Here is an 18,631-nt window from a genome sequence, read left to right as displayed (position 1 = left end):
CCCGTGACCGAATGGCTGGCCCAGATCGAGGGCACCGCAGCAGGGCATCAGGCCGCTTTGTATCTGGCATTGCTGGCAGCCTTCCTGCACGCAGTATTCGGCGCGCTGCAAAAGGGGCGGCATGACCCGTGGATGACCCGTGGCGCGATTGATTTTTCCTACTGCCTGATGGCCGCGCCCTTTGCCTTGTTTGTGGTGCCTTGGCCCGAACCGCATATGTGGGTGATCTTTGCCGGGGCTTTTGCGATCCACATTGTGTATAAGGTGCTTCAGGCGTGGGCCTATACCAAGGGGGCCTATACGGTGGTCTATCCTGTGGTGCGCGGCACGGGGCCGCTGTTCACGGTGATCGGGGCCTATCTGATCTTCGAGGAAAGCTTTACCCTGACGCAATGGATGGGCGTGGGCGTGCTGATGGCCGGCATCTTTGGGTTGGCGGTGTATAACATGGTCTATCTGGTGTCGGAGCGTGACACGCTGAACACCGCGCTTGGGCTGGCTGTGCTGACCGGTTTATGTGTCGCCGTCTATACCACCTTTGACGCCTATGGCATCCGTGCGACGGAAAACCCGTTCACCTTTCTGGCATGGTTTTTCATGATCGACGGTCTGGTGATGCCTGTGATTGCCGCGCGGCGTTACGTGAAAATGTCCAACCCGCCCGCGCTTGGCCCGCTGATGCTGCGCGGCGTCATCGGCGGTATCGTCGCGTTTTTCAGCTTTGGGGCGGTCATGCTGGCCACACGGTTGGACAAAGTCGGCGAGGCCGCGGTGCTGCGCGAAACCTCGACCGTGTTTGCGGCGATAATCGGCTGGTTGGTCCTGAAAGAAACAGTCGGCCCGCGCCGCGTGGCGCTGATGGCATTGATCGCAGCAGGCGCTGTGATAGTGGAGATGGGCGGCTAATGGAGAGCAAGATGACCGAGAAACGCAAGATCAACCCGTTGCTGAAATCTGCCCTTGAATTCGGGCCCGTGCTGATCTTTTTTGCGGCCTATCTGCGCTACAAGGATGACGTGTTCACGGTCTGGGGCACGGAATACAGCGGCTTTATCCTGATCACTGCCGCCTTTGTGCCGCTGCTGATCGCCTCGACCGCGGCGCTATGGGCCTTGACCGGCAAGCTGAGCCGGATGCAGGTCGCGACCGTGATTTTGGTCACCTTGTTCGGCGGGCTTTCGGTCTGGTTGAACGACGAGCGGTTCTTCAAAATGAAGCCTACGGCGATTTACCTGCTGTTTGGCGGCTTGCTGGGCATCGGGCTGCTGCGCGGGCAATCCTATCTGAAATACGTGATGGAAGAAACGATGCCGCTGGAAGACGCGGGCTGGATGATCCTGACCAAGCGGCTGATGCTGTGCTTTTTCGGGCTGGCGCTGGCGAATGAATTGATCTGGCGTTTTGCCAGCACCGAAACCTGGGTTTATTTCAAAACCTTCGGTCTGACGGCTGCTGTCTTCGTGTTCTTCATGTCGCAGGGCAAATTGTTTCAGACATACGGCCTGGAAAAAGACAAAGCCTGATGCGCCGAAGGGGCCTGTTCGTGGCCCCTTCGTTTGCCAGGATCACATCGTGATATGCGCCAGCCGTTCTATTTTGATTTGAACAAGGTCGTCTGTGCCGCGCTGTCTTTGCTGAAATCCGCGCGCTTTTCCGCAAATAACGCGCGCCCCGCCTGAACGCCTTTGCGGGCACCCATCATTGCCAGCCAGCGGGCCATGTGGGGTTTGTCATCCAGCGTCTGCTGTTGCCCTTCCCACAGCGATGCCCAGCCCCAAATCGCGAAATCGGCAATCGACAGAAAATCACCTGCCACGAATTCATGTTTTGCCAGTTGCCGGTCCAGAACCCCGTAAAGCCGTGCCGTTTCAGCGCGGTAGCGGTCTTTGGCATAGGGTAGATCGTTGGGCGGATCCATCTGGGGGGCGTATTTCAGAAAATGATGCGCCTGGCCTGCCATTGGCCCAAGCCCGCCCATTTGCCACATCAGCCATTCCTGCACGGCGATCATTTCGCGTTCGGTCGTGCCGCCGAACTGGCCGGTTTTGCGGGCAAGATATTGCAGGATCGCACCGGATTCAAAAATCGACACCGGCGCACCGTCCGGCCCGTCCGGATCAACGATGGCAGGCATACGGTTGTTGGGCGCGATCTTTAGAAATTCGGGTGCGAATTGTTCGCCAGCGCCAATGTTGACCAGATGGGTGGTATAGGGCAGGCCCATTTCCTCGAGGGCGATGGATATTTTCCAGCCGTTCGGCGTCGGCCAGTAATACAGATCAATCGGGGCGGTCATGCAAAGTCACCTTTTGGAAACACGGGTTGGCCTATACTGCGCGTTTCTTTGGCACCTACAAGGGAAAGGGCACTCTGCTATGACGCTGCCTGTTGACGTGAGGGCCGCACAGGCGTAGCAGATGTCGCGTGGCGATTTGTTACCGGATTGCGGGCCACGGGCAGGGCGACTTGCTGAAATACCGCTAAAAGGTCAGGATGAAAGCCCCCTTTCGCTTGACCGCGTCTGGGGTTTTTTTACGCCCGATCTGTCGGGTCAGAAGGATGATAAAGATGAGCAACGATTGGAAACCACGCACGAAGGCCATTCACATGGGCACCCGCCGCAGCCAGTATAACGAGCTGTCCGAGGCGATGTTCATGACGCAGGGCTTTGTCTATGAAAGTGCCGAACAGGCCGAGGCACGGTTTCAATCGCTGGGCGATGACGAATTTATCTATGCACGCTACGGCAACCCCACCGTGCGCATGTTCGAAGACCGTATCGCAGGCATGCTGGGCTATGAAGACTGCTTTGCCTGTACATCGGGCATGGCGGCGGTCAGCGGCGCATTGACGGCGTTGCTGAAAGCGGGCGATCACGTGGTTGCCGCACGCGCGTTGTTCGGGTCGTGCCTGTACGTGCTCGAAGACATCCTTGCGCGGTTCGGCGTCGAGATCACCCTGATTGATGGTACCGACAATGCGGCATGGGATGCAGCGATCCGCCCCGACACGCGGATGGTGTTCTTCGAGAGCATCTCGAACCCCACATTGGAAGTGGTGGACATGCGCCATGTGGTGGCTAAGGCTCATGCGGTTGGCGCGTTGGTGCTGGCCGATGATGCGATGGCCACGCCGGTCTATTCCTATGCACGCGACTGCGGGGCCGACATTGCGATCATTTCGACCACGAAACACGTGGACGGGCAGGGGCGTCTGCTGGGCGGTGCGATCTGCGGGTCCAAAGACCTGATCCGCGGCCCGATCGAGGCCTATATGAAACACACAGGCGGCGCGATGAACCCGTTCACCGCCTGGACCCACCTGAAGTCGCTGGAAACCATCGACCTGCGGGTCCGCGCCCAGTCAGACGCGGCCTTCAAGCTGGCCGATGCTTTGGACGGTCACCCGCGTTTGAGTGCCGTGCGCTATCCGACACACCCGTCCCACCCGCAGCACGCGCTGGCGCTGGCGCAGGCCCCGTCGGGCGGCACCGTCTTTGCGATCGAGGTGAAGGGCGGCAAGGAAGCTTGTTTCAAGTTCCTGAATGCGTTGGAGATTATCACCATTTCCAACAACTTTGCCGATGCCAAATCAATTGCCACGCACCCGGCGACCACCACGCACCAGCGTCTGCCACAAGAACAAAAAGACGTTTTGGGCATCTCGGACGGATTGGTGCGCATGTCGGCAGGTCTTGAGGATGTGGATGACCTGCTGGCGGACATCAAACAGGCCTTGGACAAATCAGCGTAATTTTCTGACACCCATTTCCACTATTTTGAGCAGTTTGTTGGAAACGGTGCGGTGATTGCCCTATATATGGTCCAGCTACCAAGGGGGGCTTTATCATGAACGTCATCGCACCTGTTTCCGGCGCACCTGACCGCGACGCCGCTATGACCGCGCTTGATACGTTGCGGGCCTGGGCTGCGGCGGCAAGCCAGTCGGAGATCGACACGCTTGACCCCTCCTTGGCGCGGCTGTTGACCAAGGTTGATGACTACCCCGAATTCAACCGCGTCTACCCCGAAGATTTCGCGGTAGGCGATAATTACAAGGCCACCTTGCCGGACCTGCAAAACGGGCCGTCCAGCCTGATCCGCGGGGCCAAGCAGCAAATCCAGCATGTCGGTATCTCGAACTTTCGACTGCCCTTGCGGTATCACACCCGCGACAACGGCGATCTGACCTTAGAGACCTCCGTGACAGGGTCGGTCAGCCTTGAGGCGGATAAAAAGGGCATCAACATGTCCCGCATCATGCGCAGCTTTTACAAGCACGGGGATGCGACGTTCAGCTTTGAGGTGATGGAAGCCGCGCTGGATGACTATAAGGCCGACCTGGAGAGCTTTGACGCGCGCATCCAGATGCGTTTTTCCTTTCCGATGAAGATACAAAGCCTGCGGTCGGGACTGTCGGGATACCAATATTACGACATCGCGCTGGAGCTGGTGGAAATCGGCGGTCTTCGTAAAAAGATCATGCATCTGGATTACGTCTATTCGTCCACATGCCCCTGTTCGCTGGAACTGTCCGAACATGCCCGCGCCACACGCGGTCAGCTGGCCACCCCGCATTCGCAGCGGTCCGTGGCGCGGATTTCCGTTGATGTGAATTATGATGCGGAATGTCTGTGGTTCGAAGACCTGATCGAGGCGGCGCGCCGTGCTGTCCCCACCGAGACCCAGGTGATGGTCAAACGCGAAGATGAACAAGCCTTTGCCGAGCTGAACGCCGCCAATCCGATCTTTGTCGAAGACGCGGCGCGGCTGTTTTGCGAGCAGTTGCAGGCCGACCCGCGCATCGGTGATTTCCGTGTGGTTGCCAGCCATCAAGAAAGCCTGCACAGCCATGACGCGATCAGCATCCTGACCCAAGGCGACACCTTTTCCGCGCAAAGCATCGACCCCAAGCTGTTCACAACCTTGTTTCACGTCGGTTGATCTGACGGCCTCGTACGGGGGCAAATTTTCACGCCGCTCAAATTTTGGGCGGCGTTTTACTGTCTGTGCCGGTTTTGTGATGTCGGTTGTGCTGCGATGCGGCATATCCGGGATGCTGCTATGCAGAATGGGCAATTCTCATCCGGGCTGTGGCGTATATATTGAAGTCAACACAGCGTAACGGGCGGAAATGCCTTAACAAACCGAAAGATCTATCATGGCTTACAGCAGCACAATCTCCCACACCGGTGGCGTCTCCCTGAAATCCCCATTCGTTGCAATCGGGGCGTTCTTCTCGCGGATCGGTCACGCAATGATCACAGCCAACGGCAATTCCGGTCGTTTGCGCGAAGTCGAGATGCTGAACGCAAAATCCGACGCAGAGCTGGCTGAAATGGGCATCACGCGTGACAAGATCGTTCACCATGTATTCCGCGACCTGTACTATATCTAAACAGGTCTGACGGTGCAGAAAATGCGGCCCCGCTGACATCAGCGCGGGCCGTTTTCGTTTTCCGGCCGCCTGATCCTTGACTCCGCCGCTGCGGCGCGCCAACGCTGCCCCCATGTTGGATATGAGACCCGTTGGATATGTGATCGGCTTGTTGGTCGCAGTGCTAGGCATTGCGATGATCGTGCCGATGCTGGTGGATATTGCCGAAGGGCGCGGGCATTGGCCGGTCTTTGTTGAATCGGGCCTGATTACCATTCTGGGCGGCAGCATGATCGCCTTGGCCTGCGCCAATGGCGTCAAACAGGGCCTGACCATCCAGCAGACGTTCTTGTTGACCACTGGCGTCTGGCTGATGTTGCCCTTGTTCGGGGCCTTGCCGTTCATGCTGGGTGCCACCGAGGCGCGGCTGGTGGATGCGGTGTTCGAGGCCATGTCGGGGCTGACCACCACGGGATCGACGGTGTTCACGGGGCTGGATGATCTGCCCAAGGGGCTGTTGCTGTGGCGCGGCATCCTGCAATGGCTGGGCGGGATCGGTATTATTGTTGTCGCCATGGTGTTCCTGCCCGAACTGCGGGTCGGCGGTATGCAGATTTTCAAATCCGAAGCCTTTGATACGTTTGGGAAAATTCTGCCACGCGCGGGGCAGATCGCCAGCCAGATCTCGGTGATTTACGTCTGGCTGACCTTTGCCTGTACCCTGACCTATCTGGCCCTTGGCATGAACCTGTTTGATGCGACGGTTCATGCGCTGACCACTGTGTCGACGGGTGGTTTTTCGAATTACGACGCGTCTTTCGGCACGTTTTCAGGCAAGGCCGAATATGCCGCGTCCTTCTTTATGATCCTCGCGGCACTGCCGTTTGTGCGCTATGTGCAACTGCTGAACGGGCACCCGATGGCCCTGCACCGTGACCCGCAGGTGCGTGGTTTTCTGTTGGTTGTCAGCGTCTTGGTGGTGGTGATCTTTATCTCGATCCGGGGGCTGTTTCCGCAGCATTGGGAACAATCCCTGCGCGAGGCCCTGTTCAACATTACCTCGATCATCTCGGGCACCGGCTATGCGTCGGTTGATTATATGGAATGGGGGTCGTTTCCCATTGCGCTGTTCTTTTTCACCGGCCTGATCGGGGGCTGTGCGGGGTCCACCGCCTGTTCGATCAAGATCTTCCGCTATCAATTGCTGTTTGCGTCGATCCGGGCGCAATTGCAGCGGATCAGATCACCCCACGGCATTTTTACCCCGCGCTATGACGGTCGCCCGATCAGCGGCGATGTCATGATATCGGTCATGTCGTTTTTCATGTTCTTTACCCTGACGCTGGGCCTTGTGGCTGTGGCGCTCAGCATGACGGGGCTGGATTTTGTAACCTCGGTATCGGGGGCAGGGGCCGCCCTTGCCAATATCGGGCCGGGTCTGGGCGATATCATCGGGCCGGCTGGCAATTTCAGCACGTTGAATGACACGGCCAAATGGATCCTCACGGCAGCAATGTTGATCGGGCGGCTGGAACTGATGGCGGTTTACGTCATTCTCACCTTCAAATTCTGGAGAGCATAATGGCGAATTCAAAGACAGCGCAGACCCGCCCCTTGGGCGCGCAGATATCGCATATGCTCAAGGATCGCGGGGTCGAGGTGATTTTCGGCATCCCCGGTGTGCATAATCAGGAAATGTACCGCGGGATCGAAGAGGCGGGCCTGACCCATGTGCTGGCGCGCCACGAACAAGGAGCCGGTTTCATGGCCGACGGATATGCCCGCGCCACAGGCAAGCCGGGGGTAGCTTATGTGATCACGGGGCCGGGGCTGTGCAACATCATGACCCCGATGGGCCAGGCCTATAGCGATTCTGTGCCCCTGCTGGTGCTGTCCTCCTGTCTGGACGAAACGGCAGCGCGCAAGGGGCAGTTGCACCAGATGAAAGACCAGCAAGCCGCCGCCGCGACTGTCTGCGATTGGTCCGAGGAAGCCCGCACAAGCGCCGCTGCCTATACGTTGATCGACCGCGCATTGAACGAATTCGCATCGCAGCGCCCGCGCTCCAAACATATTCAGGTGCCCATCGGCGTGCTTGAGGCGGCGGCGCAGGGCCACCCGCCTGTTGCTGGAACCGCGATGGCCCCGTTGGCGGCCAAAGCCGACGACGTTGCAAAGCTGAGCGACCTGCTGGCCGCATCGAAACGGCCGCTGTTCATCTTTGGTGGCGGGGCAAAGCGCGCCGAGGGCGTCGCCACGATGTTGCACCGCATCGGGGCCGCGTCCTTTACCACCTATGCCGGTCGTGGCGTGGTGGCCCCTGATGCGCCCTTGCATTTCGGGTCGACGCTGGCCCGTCCGGGCAGTGCCGATGTGATCGCCAGCGCCGATCTGGTGATCGCAGTCGGGACCGAACTGGCCGAGGTCGACATCTGGCGCGCGCAACTGGGGCACACCGCGCCGCTGGTAAGGGTCGATATCGACCCGACCGTGCTGACCGACGCGCAAGGGGCGCAGGTTCATATTCAGGGCGATGCCGCGGCATTTGTCGCGGCGCTGAGCGAGATGGATTTGGGGCAACCGCGGACGGGCTGGACCGCGCAAGAGGTCGCGGCGGCTCGTGCGCGCTGGCGCTCGGAGATCGAAGCCGAACGCCCCGGGTTGTTGCCGGTCATCGAGGCGCTGCAAGCCTCGGTGCCCGATGACGTTATGATCTACTCCGACATGACCCAATTCGCCTATGCCGCAAAAGAGGTGTGGGACATGAACGCGCCGGGCCATTGGCACCATCCTTATGGTTTTGGCACGTTGGGCTATGCCACCCCTGCCGCGATTGGCGGGGCGATTGGTCGGGCCGGATTGCCCACGATGGCCATTATCGGCGACTACGGGTTCCACTACACGGTGCAGGAACTGGGGGCTGCGGTTGAGCTGGGCCTGTCGCTGCCGATCATCCTTTGGGACAATGGCAAGCTGGGAGAGATCGAGGACAGCATGACACGCGCCCAGATCGCCCCCAATGCCGTGGTGGCGCATAACCCTGATTTCTGCAAACTGGCCGAAGCATTCGGTGCCTTGTCAGCAGCACCCAAATCTTTGGAAGACCTGCCAGCGGTATTGAAAGCCGCCTTTAGCGCCGGTCGCCCGACGCTGATCTATTTGACACCCGCCATCACCGGCTAAGACGTTTTCTTTCAAAGAAAACGGGCCGGAATTTTTGAAAAATTCCGCACCCGCTGGCGATTGTTATTCCCAGCAGCTGACCAGGACTGTCATGCCTTTTGCCTTGGCGCGCAGGTCTTCGGGCTTGAGCGCGCTTGCGTCCTGGGCTGTCTGAACGGTGATGCCTGCCTTTTTCGCGACATCCGCGATCAGGGTCGCTTCGACCGCGAAATTCACATCGTCGGGCAGTTGTTGCACGCCATCGGCGCGGGGCAGGAGCATCCCCAACACGCGGCCATTGCCGTCAAAAACCGGCCCGCCCGCATCACCGGATTGCGACGCCAGTTCCAGCCGTGCGATGTTTTCCTCGCCTTTCAGGCCCCGCACATCAGCCAGCGCCCCGAATGTCACGGTCGCGGCCCCCAACACGCCCTCGTAAGGGAAACCGGCAACGGCAATTTCCGATTGCAGGCGGGGTGGGACGGTGTTGAAATTTGCCACTTCGACAGGGGCCAGACGGTTGCCTGGCTTGAGCAGGGCAACCCCGCTGGCAGCATCGTCCACCACGACTGTCAATTCGGTGTCGTCGTCCAGCGTCATGCGGCCACAGCTTTGCACGGCTTGCGATGTGGTTGCGATCGTGCCTGCCGCGTCGATGAAAAAACCGGAGCGTGACAGTTTCGGCAGCCGGATCTGAAGGCCGGATACCAGATCAATCGCCTGATCATCGCCCCCGCCCGCTGCGGCATCCAGAACACCTGGAATACGGGTAAAGCTTTTGGCGAGCTCTGACATCACACGGCGGCGGCGGTCTTCGTCACCGGCGGGCCATATCAGGGTAAAGCCTTTGATCTGGCCATTTTCCAGCGATGCCTGGGTCTGGCTGATGATGCTGCCATTCTCGCCGATCAGTTCAAAGCTGTTGGATTTGCGTTCACGCGGCCCGTCCTGAGGGACGATTTCAAGGGTCTGCATGATATCATAGAGCCCGTACAACGTGTCCTGATCGCCGGCCTGACTGATCAGCAAGACGCGGGCATTGATGTCGCCCGTGGCATTGTACTGCACAAAGGGCGGTTCAAGCTTGTCGAGCGCCACAATCTTGGTGGGCATGAGCATTTCAATGCCCGCATCGCTGTTGCGCACCGTTTGCAGGCCCAATCCTTCGAGCACGGCATTGTATTGCCGGTTCAATGCAGCGCGTTGCAGTGTCGTCAGGACGCCCGTCGCGTCATAGCCATTGGCGGTTTGCCACTGGGCCATCGACCCGCGCGTGCCGCGTCCGAATGCGCCATCAATTGCACTGTCGTAAAACCCTGCCCATTTCAGCGCGATTTGCAGTTGCTCGCGTTCCTCGCGGGTCAGGTTGCGTTCGCCACGCTGCGCTTCTGCCAGTGTTTCATCGGCGGGTGGTTCGGGCAGCACCGGGACCATTGTGGTTTGTGCAGGTTCCGCATCAACAGATGTGCCAGCATCAGCCGGTTCCAATGTGGTCTGGGTGATCGGATCGGCGGGATCTTCTGCTGTAACGGCGGGTTCGTTTTCTGCCAGATCGGTTGCAATCGGGGCAATCAGGGGGATGTTCAACACATTCGCACCGACCGGCCAGAATTGTTGCGCGAACCGCTCTGACACCTGAACAAAGCTGTCGCTTGGCACCAGACCTTCGCGGCGGTAGTTGCGCAACAGCAGCTCTGCATCCGCGCGGCGATAGGGGCCGACCACGATTGCATACCAGTTACCGCCCAGCGAAAACCCGTTCACATCTTCAATGCTGTTGCTATAGGCCTGCGCCCGACTTGTTGCGCCAGACAGGGTGGGCTGGGCTTCGATCTGTAACCAGACCACGTCACCGGCAGATTGCGCCTTGAGGGAAAAAGGGGTCAAAATCAGGGTGGCAAGCAGCGCCACAATCAATCGCTTCATGGTTTAAGTGCTCTCGTGCATTGAAATTTAACGCAGATAAGCAGGAACGGGGGTAAAATGCCATGGCAGATGCGCGTTAAATCATCACAAAGCTGCCAATTGACCCTTGGCCATGCGCGCCGTAGGAAAGGCGCGCAGCAGTAGAGGCTTTTATCCCATGTCCGACCCGGTTCAACGCCCCCGTTCCTTTCAGGAAATCATCCTTGCCCTCCAAACCTATTGGGCGCGGCAGGGCTGTGCGATCCTGCAACCCTATGACATGGAAGTCGGCGCAGGGACGTTCCACCCGGCGACGACGCTGCGGTCCTTGGGGACAAACCCCTGGGCTGCCGCCTATGTGCAACCTTCGCGCCGCCCCACCGACGGGCGCTATGGTGAAAACCCGAACCGTTTGCAGCATTACTATCAGTATCAGGTCTTGATCAAACCTAGCCCGCCCAACCTTCAGGACCTGTATCTGGGATCACTTCAGGCGATCGGCATCGATATGGCGCTGCACGATATCCGTTTCGTGGAAGACGACTGGGAAAGCCCCACCCTGGGCGCATGGGGCTTGGGCTGGGAAGTCTGGTGTGACGGCATGGAAGTGTCGCAATTCACCTATTTCCAACAGGTCGGCGGGCATGATTGCCACCCGGTGTCGGGCGAATTGACCTACGGGTTGGAACGTCTTGCGATGTATGTCTTGGGCGTGGATCACGTGATGGACATGCCGTTCAATGACCCAAATGCGCCGATCCCGCTGACTTACGGCGACATCTTCAAACAGACCGAAGAAGAATTCGCACGCTGGAACTTTGACGTGGCCAATACCGACGTGCTGCTGGACCATTTTGTCGAGGCCGAAAACGAATGCAACGCGATCCTGTCGCAAGAGGCGCTTGACCCCAAAACCGGCAAGCGCATCATCATGGCACATCCCGCCTATGACCAATGCATCAAGGCCAGCCACATCTTTAACCTGCTCGACGCGCGCGGTGTGATCTCGGTTACCGAACGTCAGGCCTATATCGGGCGCGTGCGCACGCTGGCCAAAGCCTGCGCCGATGCCTTTGTGCAAACCCGCGCCGGCGGCTGGTCCGAGGATGCAGCATGACAGATCGCTATCAACCCAAGATGATGCCGCAGCAACCCGAAGGCTTGTTTGAAAAGGCAATGCATGCGGGACAGAACCTGCCGGGAAAACCGGGGTTTATCTGCTACCGCAAGCTCAAGCGGCGCTATCGCTGGCGCAACGAGGACATCTGGCCGAAACTGGTCGCAGACCTGCGCGCGGGTGATCTGTGCATCGATCTGGGGGCCAATCTGGGCGAGGTCACAACACAGCTTGCAAACGCCGGTGCCGAGGTGATCGGGTTTGAGCCCGACCCCGATACATTCGCGCGCCTTGTGCAAAACGTGGGCCAGATGCCCGGCGTCACCCTGTACCAGCAGGCGGCAGGGGCCAAGGCCGATACGCTGAACCTGCGCCGCTCTGCCAGAATGGCCGAAGATCCGGACCGTTTTTCGCAATCGGCCTCGCTGGTGCGCAATGACGCAACGATGGATGACACCAATACGGTGCCGGTCGAGGTGATCAACCTGCCGGAATTCCTTGCCGGGCTAGACCGCGATATCCGCATTTTGAAGATGGATATCGAAGGCTCCGAATGGGATCTCATGCCCGCGCTGATGGAGCACCCTGTGCTGGACCGCATCGACACGATCTTTGTCGAAACCCATGAATGGATGGACCCTGCGCGCTACATGCCGATTGCGCACCGCTTGCAAGCGCAGGCCGAGGCGCGCGACCATCCCTATATCAACCTTTTCTGGCATTAGGGGCGCAATATGAATGGCAAAATCGTAGGAGGCGTCATCTTGGTCGCAGCAGCCATCGCGGGCATCACGCTTTATTATCTTCAGGTCTATGGCTATTACCGCGAGGCCCCGACGCCGCCACAGGGCGTCGAGCTGGTATCGCTGTCGACAGATATGCCCGAACCCATCCTGACCGACAATTTCCGCGCCATCGACGCGGACAGCTCTCCGATCCGGTATCGCGCGTGTTTTGACACGACACTCAGCCTTGCCATGCTGTCCGAAACCTATGTGGTCAGCGACGAAATCGAGCCGCGCAACGCGCCCGGCTGGTTTGACTGCTTTGACGCCAAGGCCATCGGCGAGGAACTCGAGGCCGGGACAGCCCTGACATTCCTGAGCCAGAAGAACATCCACTTCGGCGTCGACCGGATCGTGGCGATCACATCGGACGGGCGCGGCTATATCTGGCACGAGCTGAACGATTGTGGCGAAAAATCCTATGATGGCACCGTCGTTGGCGAAGCCTGCCCCGACCAGCCAAGCCGATAGGGCCTTCTCTGGCTCTTAAATATCCTCGCGCGAAGCGCAAAAAATCTAAGCCGTGCCCCCATAAACGGCCCCCGAAAGGTACCACCCATGCCCGACCTGCTGATTGAGCTTTTCTCAGAAGAAATTCCCGCCCGTATGCAAGCACGGGCTGCGGATGATTTGAAAAAACTGGTAACCAACGGCTTGGTCGAGGCCGGGTTGACCTATGCCTCGGCGGCTGCGTTTTCGACGCCGCGCCGGTTGACCCTGACCATCGAGGGCATGTTGGATGCCAGCCCGTCCATCACCGAAGAACGCAAAGGCCCCAAGGCCGACGCGCCCGAAAAGGCCATCGAAGGGTTCTTGCGCGGTGCCGGTCTGACCCGCGACCAGCTGGAAGAACGCGAAACGCCCAAGGGCAACATCCTGTTTGCAATGATCAAAAAGCCGGGCCGCCCCGCGGCCGAGATCGTGGCCGAAGTGCTCGACACCACCATCCGCAATTTCCCTTGGCCCAAATCCATGCGGTGGGGCACCGGTTCCTTGCGGTGGGTGCGTCCGTTGCACTCTATTCTATGCATCCTGTCTGCCGAAGACGGTGCGCAGGTTGTCCCGATGAATGTTGACGGGATCGAAGCAGGGGCCACCACGCGCGGCCACCGTTTCCTTGCACCAGACATGATCACGGTCAATAATTTCGACGACTACGCCGCCAAGCTGAAACGCGCCTTTGTGGTGCTGGACCCGGCAGAGCGCCGCGATGCGATCTGGCATGACGCGACCAACATGGCCTTTGCCAACGGGCTTGAAGTGGTCGAGGACGCAGGTCTTTTGGCCGAGGTCGCAGGGCTGGTCGAATGGCCCGTGGTGCTGATGGGCCGGATCGGGGATGCCTTCCTTGATCTGCCGCCAGAGGTTTTGCAGACCTCCATGAAAGAGCACCAAAAGTTCTTTTCCGTGCGCAGCCCCAAGACGGGCCGTATTGAACGCTTTGTCACGGTCGCCAACCGCACCACCGCCGATGATGGTGCGACGATTTTGGCAGGCAATGAAAAAGTCCTGAGCGCGCGTTTGTCGGATGCGAAATTCTTTTGGGAAAACGACCTGCGCATTGCCAAATCTGATGCGGGTATGCAGGTCTGGGTGGACCGTTTGTCGAACGTGACCTTCCACAACAAGCTGGGCACACAGGCCGAACTGATCTCGCGGATGGAGGTACTGGCGGGCGAATTGGCCCCGATGGTCGGTGCCGACGCAGACGAGGCCCGTCAGGCTGCACGTTTCGCCAAGGCCGATCTGTCGTCCGAAATGGTCTATGAATTCCCCGAACTTCAAGGGCTTATGGGCAGCTATTACGCGAAAGCCGCTGGTAAATCCGGTGCCATCGCCGCCGCCGCGCAAGACCACTATGCGCCGCTTGGCCCGTCGGACGATGTGCCAACTGCGCCGGTTTCCATTGCCGTGGCACTGGCCGAAAAGATCGACAAGCTGACAGGGTTCTGGGCGATTGATGAAAAGCCGACAGGGTCGAAAGACCCGTTCGCGCTGCGTCGTGCCGCCTTGGGTGTGATCCGGATTCTGGTGGAGAACGACCTGCATGTGCGGTTGGACCAGTTGCACGCCGCCCAGTTGCTGCGCAACAAGCGCAAGGTGATGCCGGGGCTGGAAGACCACCACGTCGAAGACCTGCTGCATGACATCGCCAAACATGGTGTGTTCGGGGCTGCATTTGATGCGTTCATTCACCGCAATGACAAAAAAGCCCCCAACGACGACATCGCCAAGCTGGAAACGGCTGTCCCTGAGAAAAGCGGTGATCTGATGTCCTTCCTCCACGACCGCCTCAAGGTCTATCTCAAGGACCAAGGTGTGCGGCATGATGTCATCGACGCTTGCATCGCGATGCCCGGCAACGACGATCTGACCTTGCTGGTCAAACGCGCCAAGGCGCTGTCGGAAACGCTGAAGACCGATGACGGTGAAAACCTGATTCAGGGTTTCAAGCGCGCCAATAACATCCTGTCGCAGGCAGAAGCGGCGGATGGGGTCGAATACTCCTATGGTGCGGATATCAAATTTGCCGAAACGGACGAGGAACGCGCCTTGTTCGCCGCCCTTGACGCGGCAGAGGCGCAGATCAATCCGGCGATGGCGGCCCAGGACTTTACCGATGCCATGTCCGCCATGGCGTCTTTGCGCGCCCCGATTGATGCGTTTTTTGATGCCGTTCAGGTCAATTCCGACAACAGCACCGTGCGGCGTAACCGGTTGAACCTGCTCAGCCGTATCCGCACGATCTGTTCGTCTGTCGCGGACCTGACCAAGATCGACGGCTGACACGCAGTTTCTTTGGTCTGGCAGGGCGCATCAAGTCTTGCCAGACACCAATGAAAGCCTATGCTGCGGACAAACCAAAAGGTGCCGCAGTGCAGAAAACGCCCATGACAACGCTGGTAACCCAGACCGCCCCCATCGCCACGGACACCCACGGCGGGCGGGCGAAATGTTTGCAACGTCTGGTGCGCCTTGATCTGCCGGTGCCGCGCACGGTCACGCTGCCCTTTAATGTGGTTCACAAGATTGCGGGCGGTGATATGCCCGATCTGCAAGCGGTTGCTGATGAATTTCCCCGCGGCGCGTTGCTTTGTGTGCGCCCGTCCAGCCAGGACCCCGATTGGGGCGGGCCGGGCGCGGTTCTGAACATCGGCATGAATGATGCCCGTTTCATGGAATATTGCGAACGCATGGGCGAGGGGCCGGCATCGGCGCTGTATACCCGGTTCGTGCAATCCTATGCCGTCAATGTGGCGCGGCTGGACCCTGACATGTTCGACGAGGTGATCGGGGACGGGCGCGAGGCGCTGGAACAATCCCTGCGCGCCTACGAGCTTGAGACCGAAGAGGCGTTCCCCCAGGACCGCGTGACCCAGTTGACAGCGGTGCTCAGTTCGATGGCCCGCGCATGGGAAGGCACGTCTGCGCGTCTGTTGCGTCAGGCAAAAGGGGCACCGGCCGATGCGGGGCTGGGGCTGATTGTGCAGGAAATGGCCTTTGGCGTGGGCACGGGGCTCTGCGGGTCGGGCGTGTTGCAACTGGTCGACAGCGACAGCGGTTTGCCGCAAATTACCGGCCGCTATCTAAGCCAGTCACAGGGGCGCGACGCGCTGCAAAACGATGCCGACGCGATGTATCTGACCCGCGATCCGCGCGGCCCGTCGCTGGAAGAACACGCCCCCGAGGCATTCGAGACGCTGAAACAGCATGCGGCCTTGATGCGGGTTAAACTGCGCGCCGAGATGCAGCTGGAATTTGTGATCTCGGACGGAGAGTTGTTTATTCTGGACGGTGTGCGGGTGTCGCGGTCTTCGCGGGCTGCCGTGCGTATCGCCGTGGCGCTGGCCGACGAGGGCATCATCTCGCGCGAGGAAGCGTTGATGCGGGTGCAGCCGCGCACCTTGACCGAATTGTTGCACCGGCAGGTCGATCCGCGCACCAAGCGCGATCTGATCGGGCGCGGTATTGCCGCCAGCCCCGGTGCCGCAACGGGCAAGATCGTGTTCAACGCCAATGATGCGCAGGCCAGTGCCGCACGGGGCGAGCCGTGTATTCTGGTACGCCGCGAAACATCGCCCGAAGATATTCGCGGGATGCATGCGGCCCAAGCGGTGCTGACCGAACGGGGCGGCATCACCAGCCACGCCGCCGTGATCGGGCGCGGCATGGGCTTGCCTTGTGTTGTGGGCGCGTCGTCGATGAAATTCGATCTGGTCAAAGGCCAGATCACCGCGCCGGATGGCCGCGTGTTCAAGGCCGGTGACGAGATCACGATTGATGGCACCAAGGGCGAGGTGCTGGCAGGGGCCGCGCAGATGCTTGAGGCGCTGTTGGATACGACCTTTCAAAAGCTGATGGAATGGGCCGAAAATGCCGCTGATATCGGTATTCGCGCCAATGCCGACACGCCTGCCGATGCGCAGACGGCGCGCAATTTCAACGCCCATGGCATCGGCCTGTGCCGCACCGAACACATGTTCTTTGACCCCAGCCGCCTGACCGTGATGCGCGAGATGATCTTTGCCGATGGCAGCGAAGAACGCCGTGCCGTGCTGGACCGGTTGTTGCCCATGCAACGCGAAGATTTCATCCAGCTTTTCCGGATCATGCAGGGCCAGCCCGTGTGCATCCGTCTGTTCGACCCGCCCTTGCACGAATTTTTGCCCACCAGCAGGTCGGGGCAGCGCGATCTGGCCGAAGCGCTGGATTTGCCGCTGTCGGATGTGACCCGCCGGATCGAGGCGATGTCGGAATACAACCCGATGCTGGGTTTGCGCGGCGTGCGTTTGGGCGTCACCGTGCCCGAAATCTATGAGATGCAGGCCCGCGCGATTTTCGAAGCCACGATCGAGGCCAGCCGGGATGGCGACCCTGTGGTGCCTGAAATCATGATCCCGCTGGTGTCGGCCAAGCGCGAGGTCGAATTGGTCAAGGCCAGCATCGACAAGATCGCGACCGCCGTGCGCAATGAACGCGGGGCGACATTTACCTACCGGTTGGGGGTCATGGTCGAAACGCCGCGTGCCGCCTTGCGTGCGGGTGAAATCGCGCCGCATTGTTCGTTCCTCAGCTTTGGGACAAACGACCTGACGCAGATGACCTACGGGCTTAGCCGCGATGACGCGGGGCGGTTTATGTCGACCTATGTGCAGCAGGGTGTGTTCCCCGAAGATCCGTTCCATATGTTGGATCAGGACGGGGTGGGCGAGCTGTTGCAACTGGGGGCATCGCGCGGTCGCGCGGCGCAACCGGGCATCACTTTGTCGATCTGTGGCGAACATGGCGGCAACCCCGAATCGATTGCATTCTGCCGCGAAGCGGGCTTCGACTATGTCTCTTGTTCACCATTTCGGGTTCCGGTGGCCCGGCTTGCGGCGGCTCAACTGGCGATTGCACACAAGATAGGGTAAAAGGCAAGGCCGTAAATCAACATCTAGAAATTTGGGCGGCTTGCCGCGCAAGCGACCATCCAAGGGTTTACGTAAGGGATTATGTTGTCTAGTCGCCTTGTTTGAAATTACCTGCGAGGCGCTGCATGCGTTATTCTACCTTTCTGCCAATCTGCGCCGCTGTGGCGTTGTCCTTTTTGTCCCCCAACGCCGTGATGGCGAACTCTCAACAAGCCGAGACATTGGCCGAGATCGAGGCAAAAGGGCTGCAAGCTGTCGGATCAGAGCGGCTGGAACGTATGATAGCGGCCACTGAATCGGCCAGCGATGTCGAATTCACCCGAAGCTGGTTGGCCCAGCAGCCCAAAGCATCCGGTGGCGAACAATGGAAATGCCTGTCCGAGGCGCTGTATTTCGAGGCGCGGGGCGAGACCGTCAAGGGCCAGTTCGCTGTGGCCGAGGTGATTGTGAACCGGGTCAAATCCAGCCGCTTTCCCGGATCCTTGTGCAATGTTATCCATCAGGGCACCGGCAAGAAATACCAGTGCCAGTTTACCTATACATGCGATGGCAATGCCGAAGTGATCGCAGAACCGCGTGCCTATGACCAGGTTGGCAAAATCGCCCGCGCTGTTTTGGATGGCAAGGTGCCCGCGTTGACCGATGGTGCCACCTATTACCACACAACTGCTGTAAAACCGCGCTGGTCGCGGGTGTTTACGCGCACGGCGCAAATCGGCGTGCACCTGTTCTATCGTGACGGGGTGCAGACCGCGTCCAACTAAGCTGCAATTCCGGTCGTCTTTGAGGTCTGGCCAGCCGCAACTGGCTTTGTTACATCCGGCCAAGCGGTCTAGGATCGTGTTGACTGTGTTAACAAAAAGGCCCGCATG

General features: G+C 59.4%; 15 protein-coding genes. 13 read left to right on the top strand and 2 right to left on the bottom strand.

Annotated features, from left to right (window positions below; genetic code table 11):
- Positions 1-3: 3 nt before the first annotated feature.
- Positions 4-906 (top strand): DMT family transporter, encoded by a 903-nt coding sequence (locus HGT1_RS08485; protein ID WP_176249491.1) that lies wholly within the window; start codon positions 4-6, stop codon positions 904-906.
- An 11-nt stretch (positions 907-917) separates the two neighbouring features.
- Positions 918-1,523, top strand: coding sequence for an inner membrane-spanning protein YciB (locus tag HGT1_RS08480; protein ID WP_176249490.1), 606 nt, complete (start codon positions 918-920; stop codon positions 1,521-1,523).
- A gap of 68 nt (positions 1,524-1,591) precedes the next feature.
- Here the strand turns inward: HGT1_RS08480 and HGT1_RS08475 are convergent, their stop codons facing one another.
- Positions 1,592-2,296, bottom strand: coding sequence for a glutathione S-transferase N-terminal domain-containing protein (locus tag HGT1_RS08475; protein ID WP_176249489.1), 705 nt, complete (start codon positions 2,294-2,296; stop codon positions 1,592-1,594).
- Between the two features lie 272 nt (positions 2,297-2,568).
- Between HGT1_RS08475 and HGT1_RS08470 the strand changes: the two genes are divergently transcribed.
- The 5 genes from HGT1_RS08470 to HGT1_RS08450 all read left to right on the top strand — a co-directional run bounded on the left by HGT1_RS08470 (position 2,569) and on the right by HGT1_RS08450 (position 8,559).
- Positions 2,569-3,753, top strand: coding sequence for an aminotransferase class V-fold PLP-dependent enzyme (locus tag HGT1_RS08470; protein ID WP_176249488.1), 1,185 nt, complete (start codon positions 2,569-2,571; stop codon positions 3,751-3,753).
- Positions 3,754-3,848: 95 nt separating this feature from the next.
- Entirely contained in the window at positions 3,849-4,943 is a 1,095-nt protein-coding gene (gene folE2 / locus HGT1_RS08465) for a GTP cyclohydrolase FolE2 (RefSeq protein ID WP_176249487.1), read from the top strand.
- Positions 4,944-5,160: 217 nt separating this feature from the next.
- Complete coding sequence (locus HGT1_RS08460) at positions 5,161-5,397, top strand: hypothetical protein (RefSeq protein WP_176249486.1); 237 nt, start codon at positions 5,161-5,163, stop codon at positions 5,395-5,397.
- 112 nt (positions 5,398-5,509) lie between these two features.
- On the top strand, positions 5,510-6,958 hold the full coding sequence (locus HGT1_RS08455; RefSeq protein WP_176249485.1) for a TrkH family potassium uptake protein: 1,449 nt from the start codon (positions 5,510-5,512) through the stop codon (positions 6,956-6,958).
- Between the two features lie 53 nt (positions 6,959-7,011).
- Complete coding sequence (locus HGT1_RS08450; protein ID WP_375708109.1) at positions 7,012-8,559, top strand: thiamine pyrophosphate-binding protein; 1,548 nt, start codon at positions 7,012-7,014, stop codon at positions 8,557-8,559.
- Positions 8,560-8,622: 63 nt separating this feature from the next.
- Here the strand turns inward: HGT1_RS08450 and HGT1_RS08445 are convergent, their stop codons facing one another.
- Complete coding sequence (locus HGT1_RS08445) at positions 8,623-10,464, bottom strand: serine protease (protein ID WP_176249483.1); 1,842 nt, start codon at positions 10,462-10,464, stop codon at positions 8,623-8,625.
- A 157-nt stretch (positions 10,465-10,621) separates the two neighbouring features.
- Here HGT1_RS08445 and HGT1_RS08440 point away from each other — a divergent pair, with 157 nt between their 5' ends.
- The 6 genes from HGT1_RS08440 (at position 10,622) to HGT1_RS08415 (ending at position 18,523) form a co-directional block, all read left to right on the top strand.
- Positions 10,622-11,560 (top strand): glycine--tRNA ligase subunit alpha, encoded by a 939-nt coding sequence (locus HGT1_RS08440; protein WP_176249482.1) that lies wholly within the window; start codon positions 10,622-10,624, stop codon positions 11,558-11,560.
- The gene (locus HGT1_RS08435; protein ID WP_176249481.1) at positions 11,557-12,285 is read left to right on the top strand and encodes an FkbM family methyltransferase; all 729 of its coding nucleotides are present in this window, start codon (positions 11,557-11,559) and stop codon (positions 12,283-12,285) included. Before HGT1_RS08440 ends, HGT1_RS08435 begins: the two co-directional genes overlap by 4 nt.
- Positions 12,286-12,294: 9 nt before the next feature.
- The gene (locus HGT1_RS08430; protein WP_176249480.1) at positions 12,295-12,816 is read left to right on the top strand and encodes a DUF6446 family protein; all 522 of its coding nucleotides are present in this window, start codon (positions 12,295-12,297) and stop codon (positions 12,814-12,816) included.
- 87 nt (positions 12,817-12,903) lie between these two features.
- Positions 12,904-15,132: a glycine--tRNA ligase subunit beta gene (gene glyS, locus HGT1_RS08425; RefSeq protein ID WP_176249479.1), complete on the top strand. Its 2,229-nt coding sequence runs from the start codon at positions 12,904-12,906 to the stop codon at positions 15,130-15,132.
- A gap of 104 nt (positions 15,133-15,236) precedes the next feature.
- A complete protein-coding gene (locus tag HGT1_RS08420) occupies positions 15,237-17,759 on the top strand; it encodes a putative PEP-binding protein (protein WP_255200141.1) in 2,523 nt (840 codons plus the stop codon).
- A gap of 125 nt (positions 17,760-17,884) precedes the next feature.
- The gene (locus tag HGT1_RS08415) at positions 17,885-18,523 is read left to right on the top strand and encodes a cell wall hydrolase (RefSeq protein ID WP_255200140.1); all 639 of its coding nucleotides are present in this window, start codon (positions 17,885-17,887) and stop codon (positions 18,521-18,523) included.
- The last annotated feature ends 108 nt before the right edge of the window (positions 18,524-18,631 follow it).

This window comes from Sulfitobacter sp. HGT1, from assembly GCF_013282155.1.
Lineage (GTDB): Bacteria > Pseudomonadota > Alphaproteobacteria > Rhodobacterales > Rhodobacteraceae > Sulfitobacter.
The sequence above is the reverse complement of the archived record's forward strand: the minus strand, read 5'-3'. Positions and strand labels throughout refer to the sequence as shown.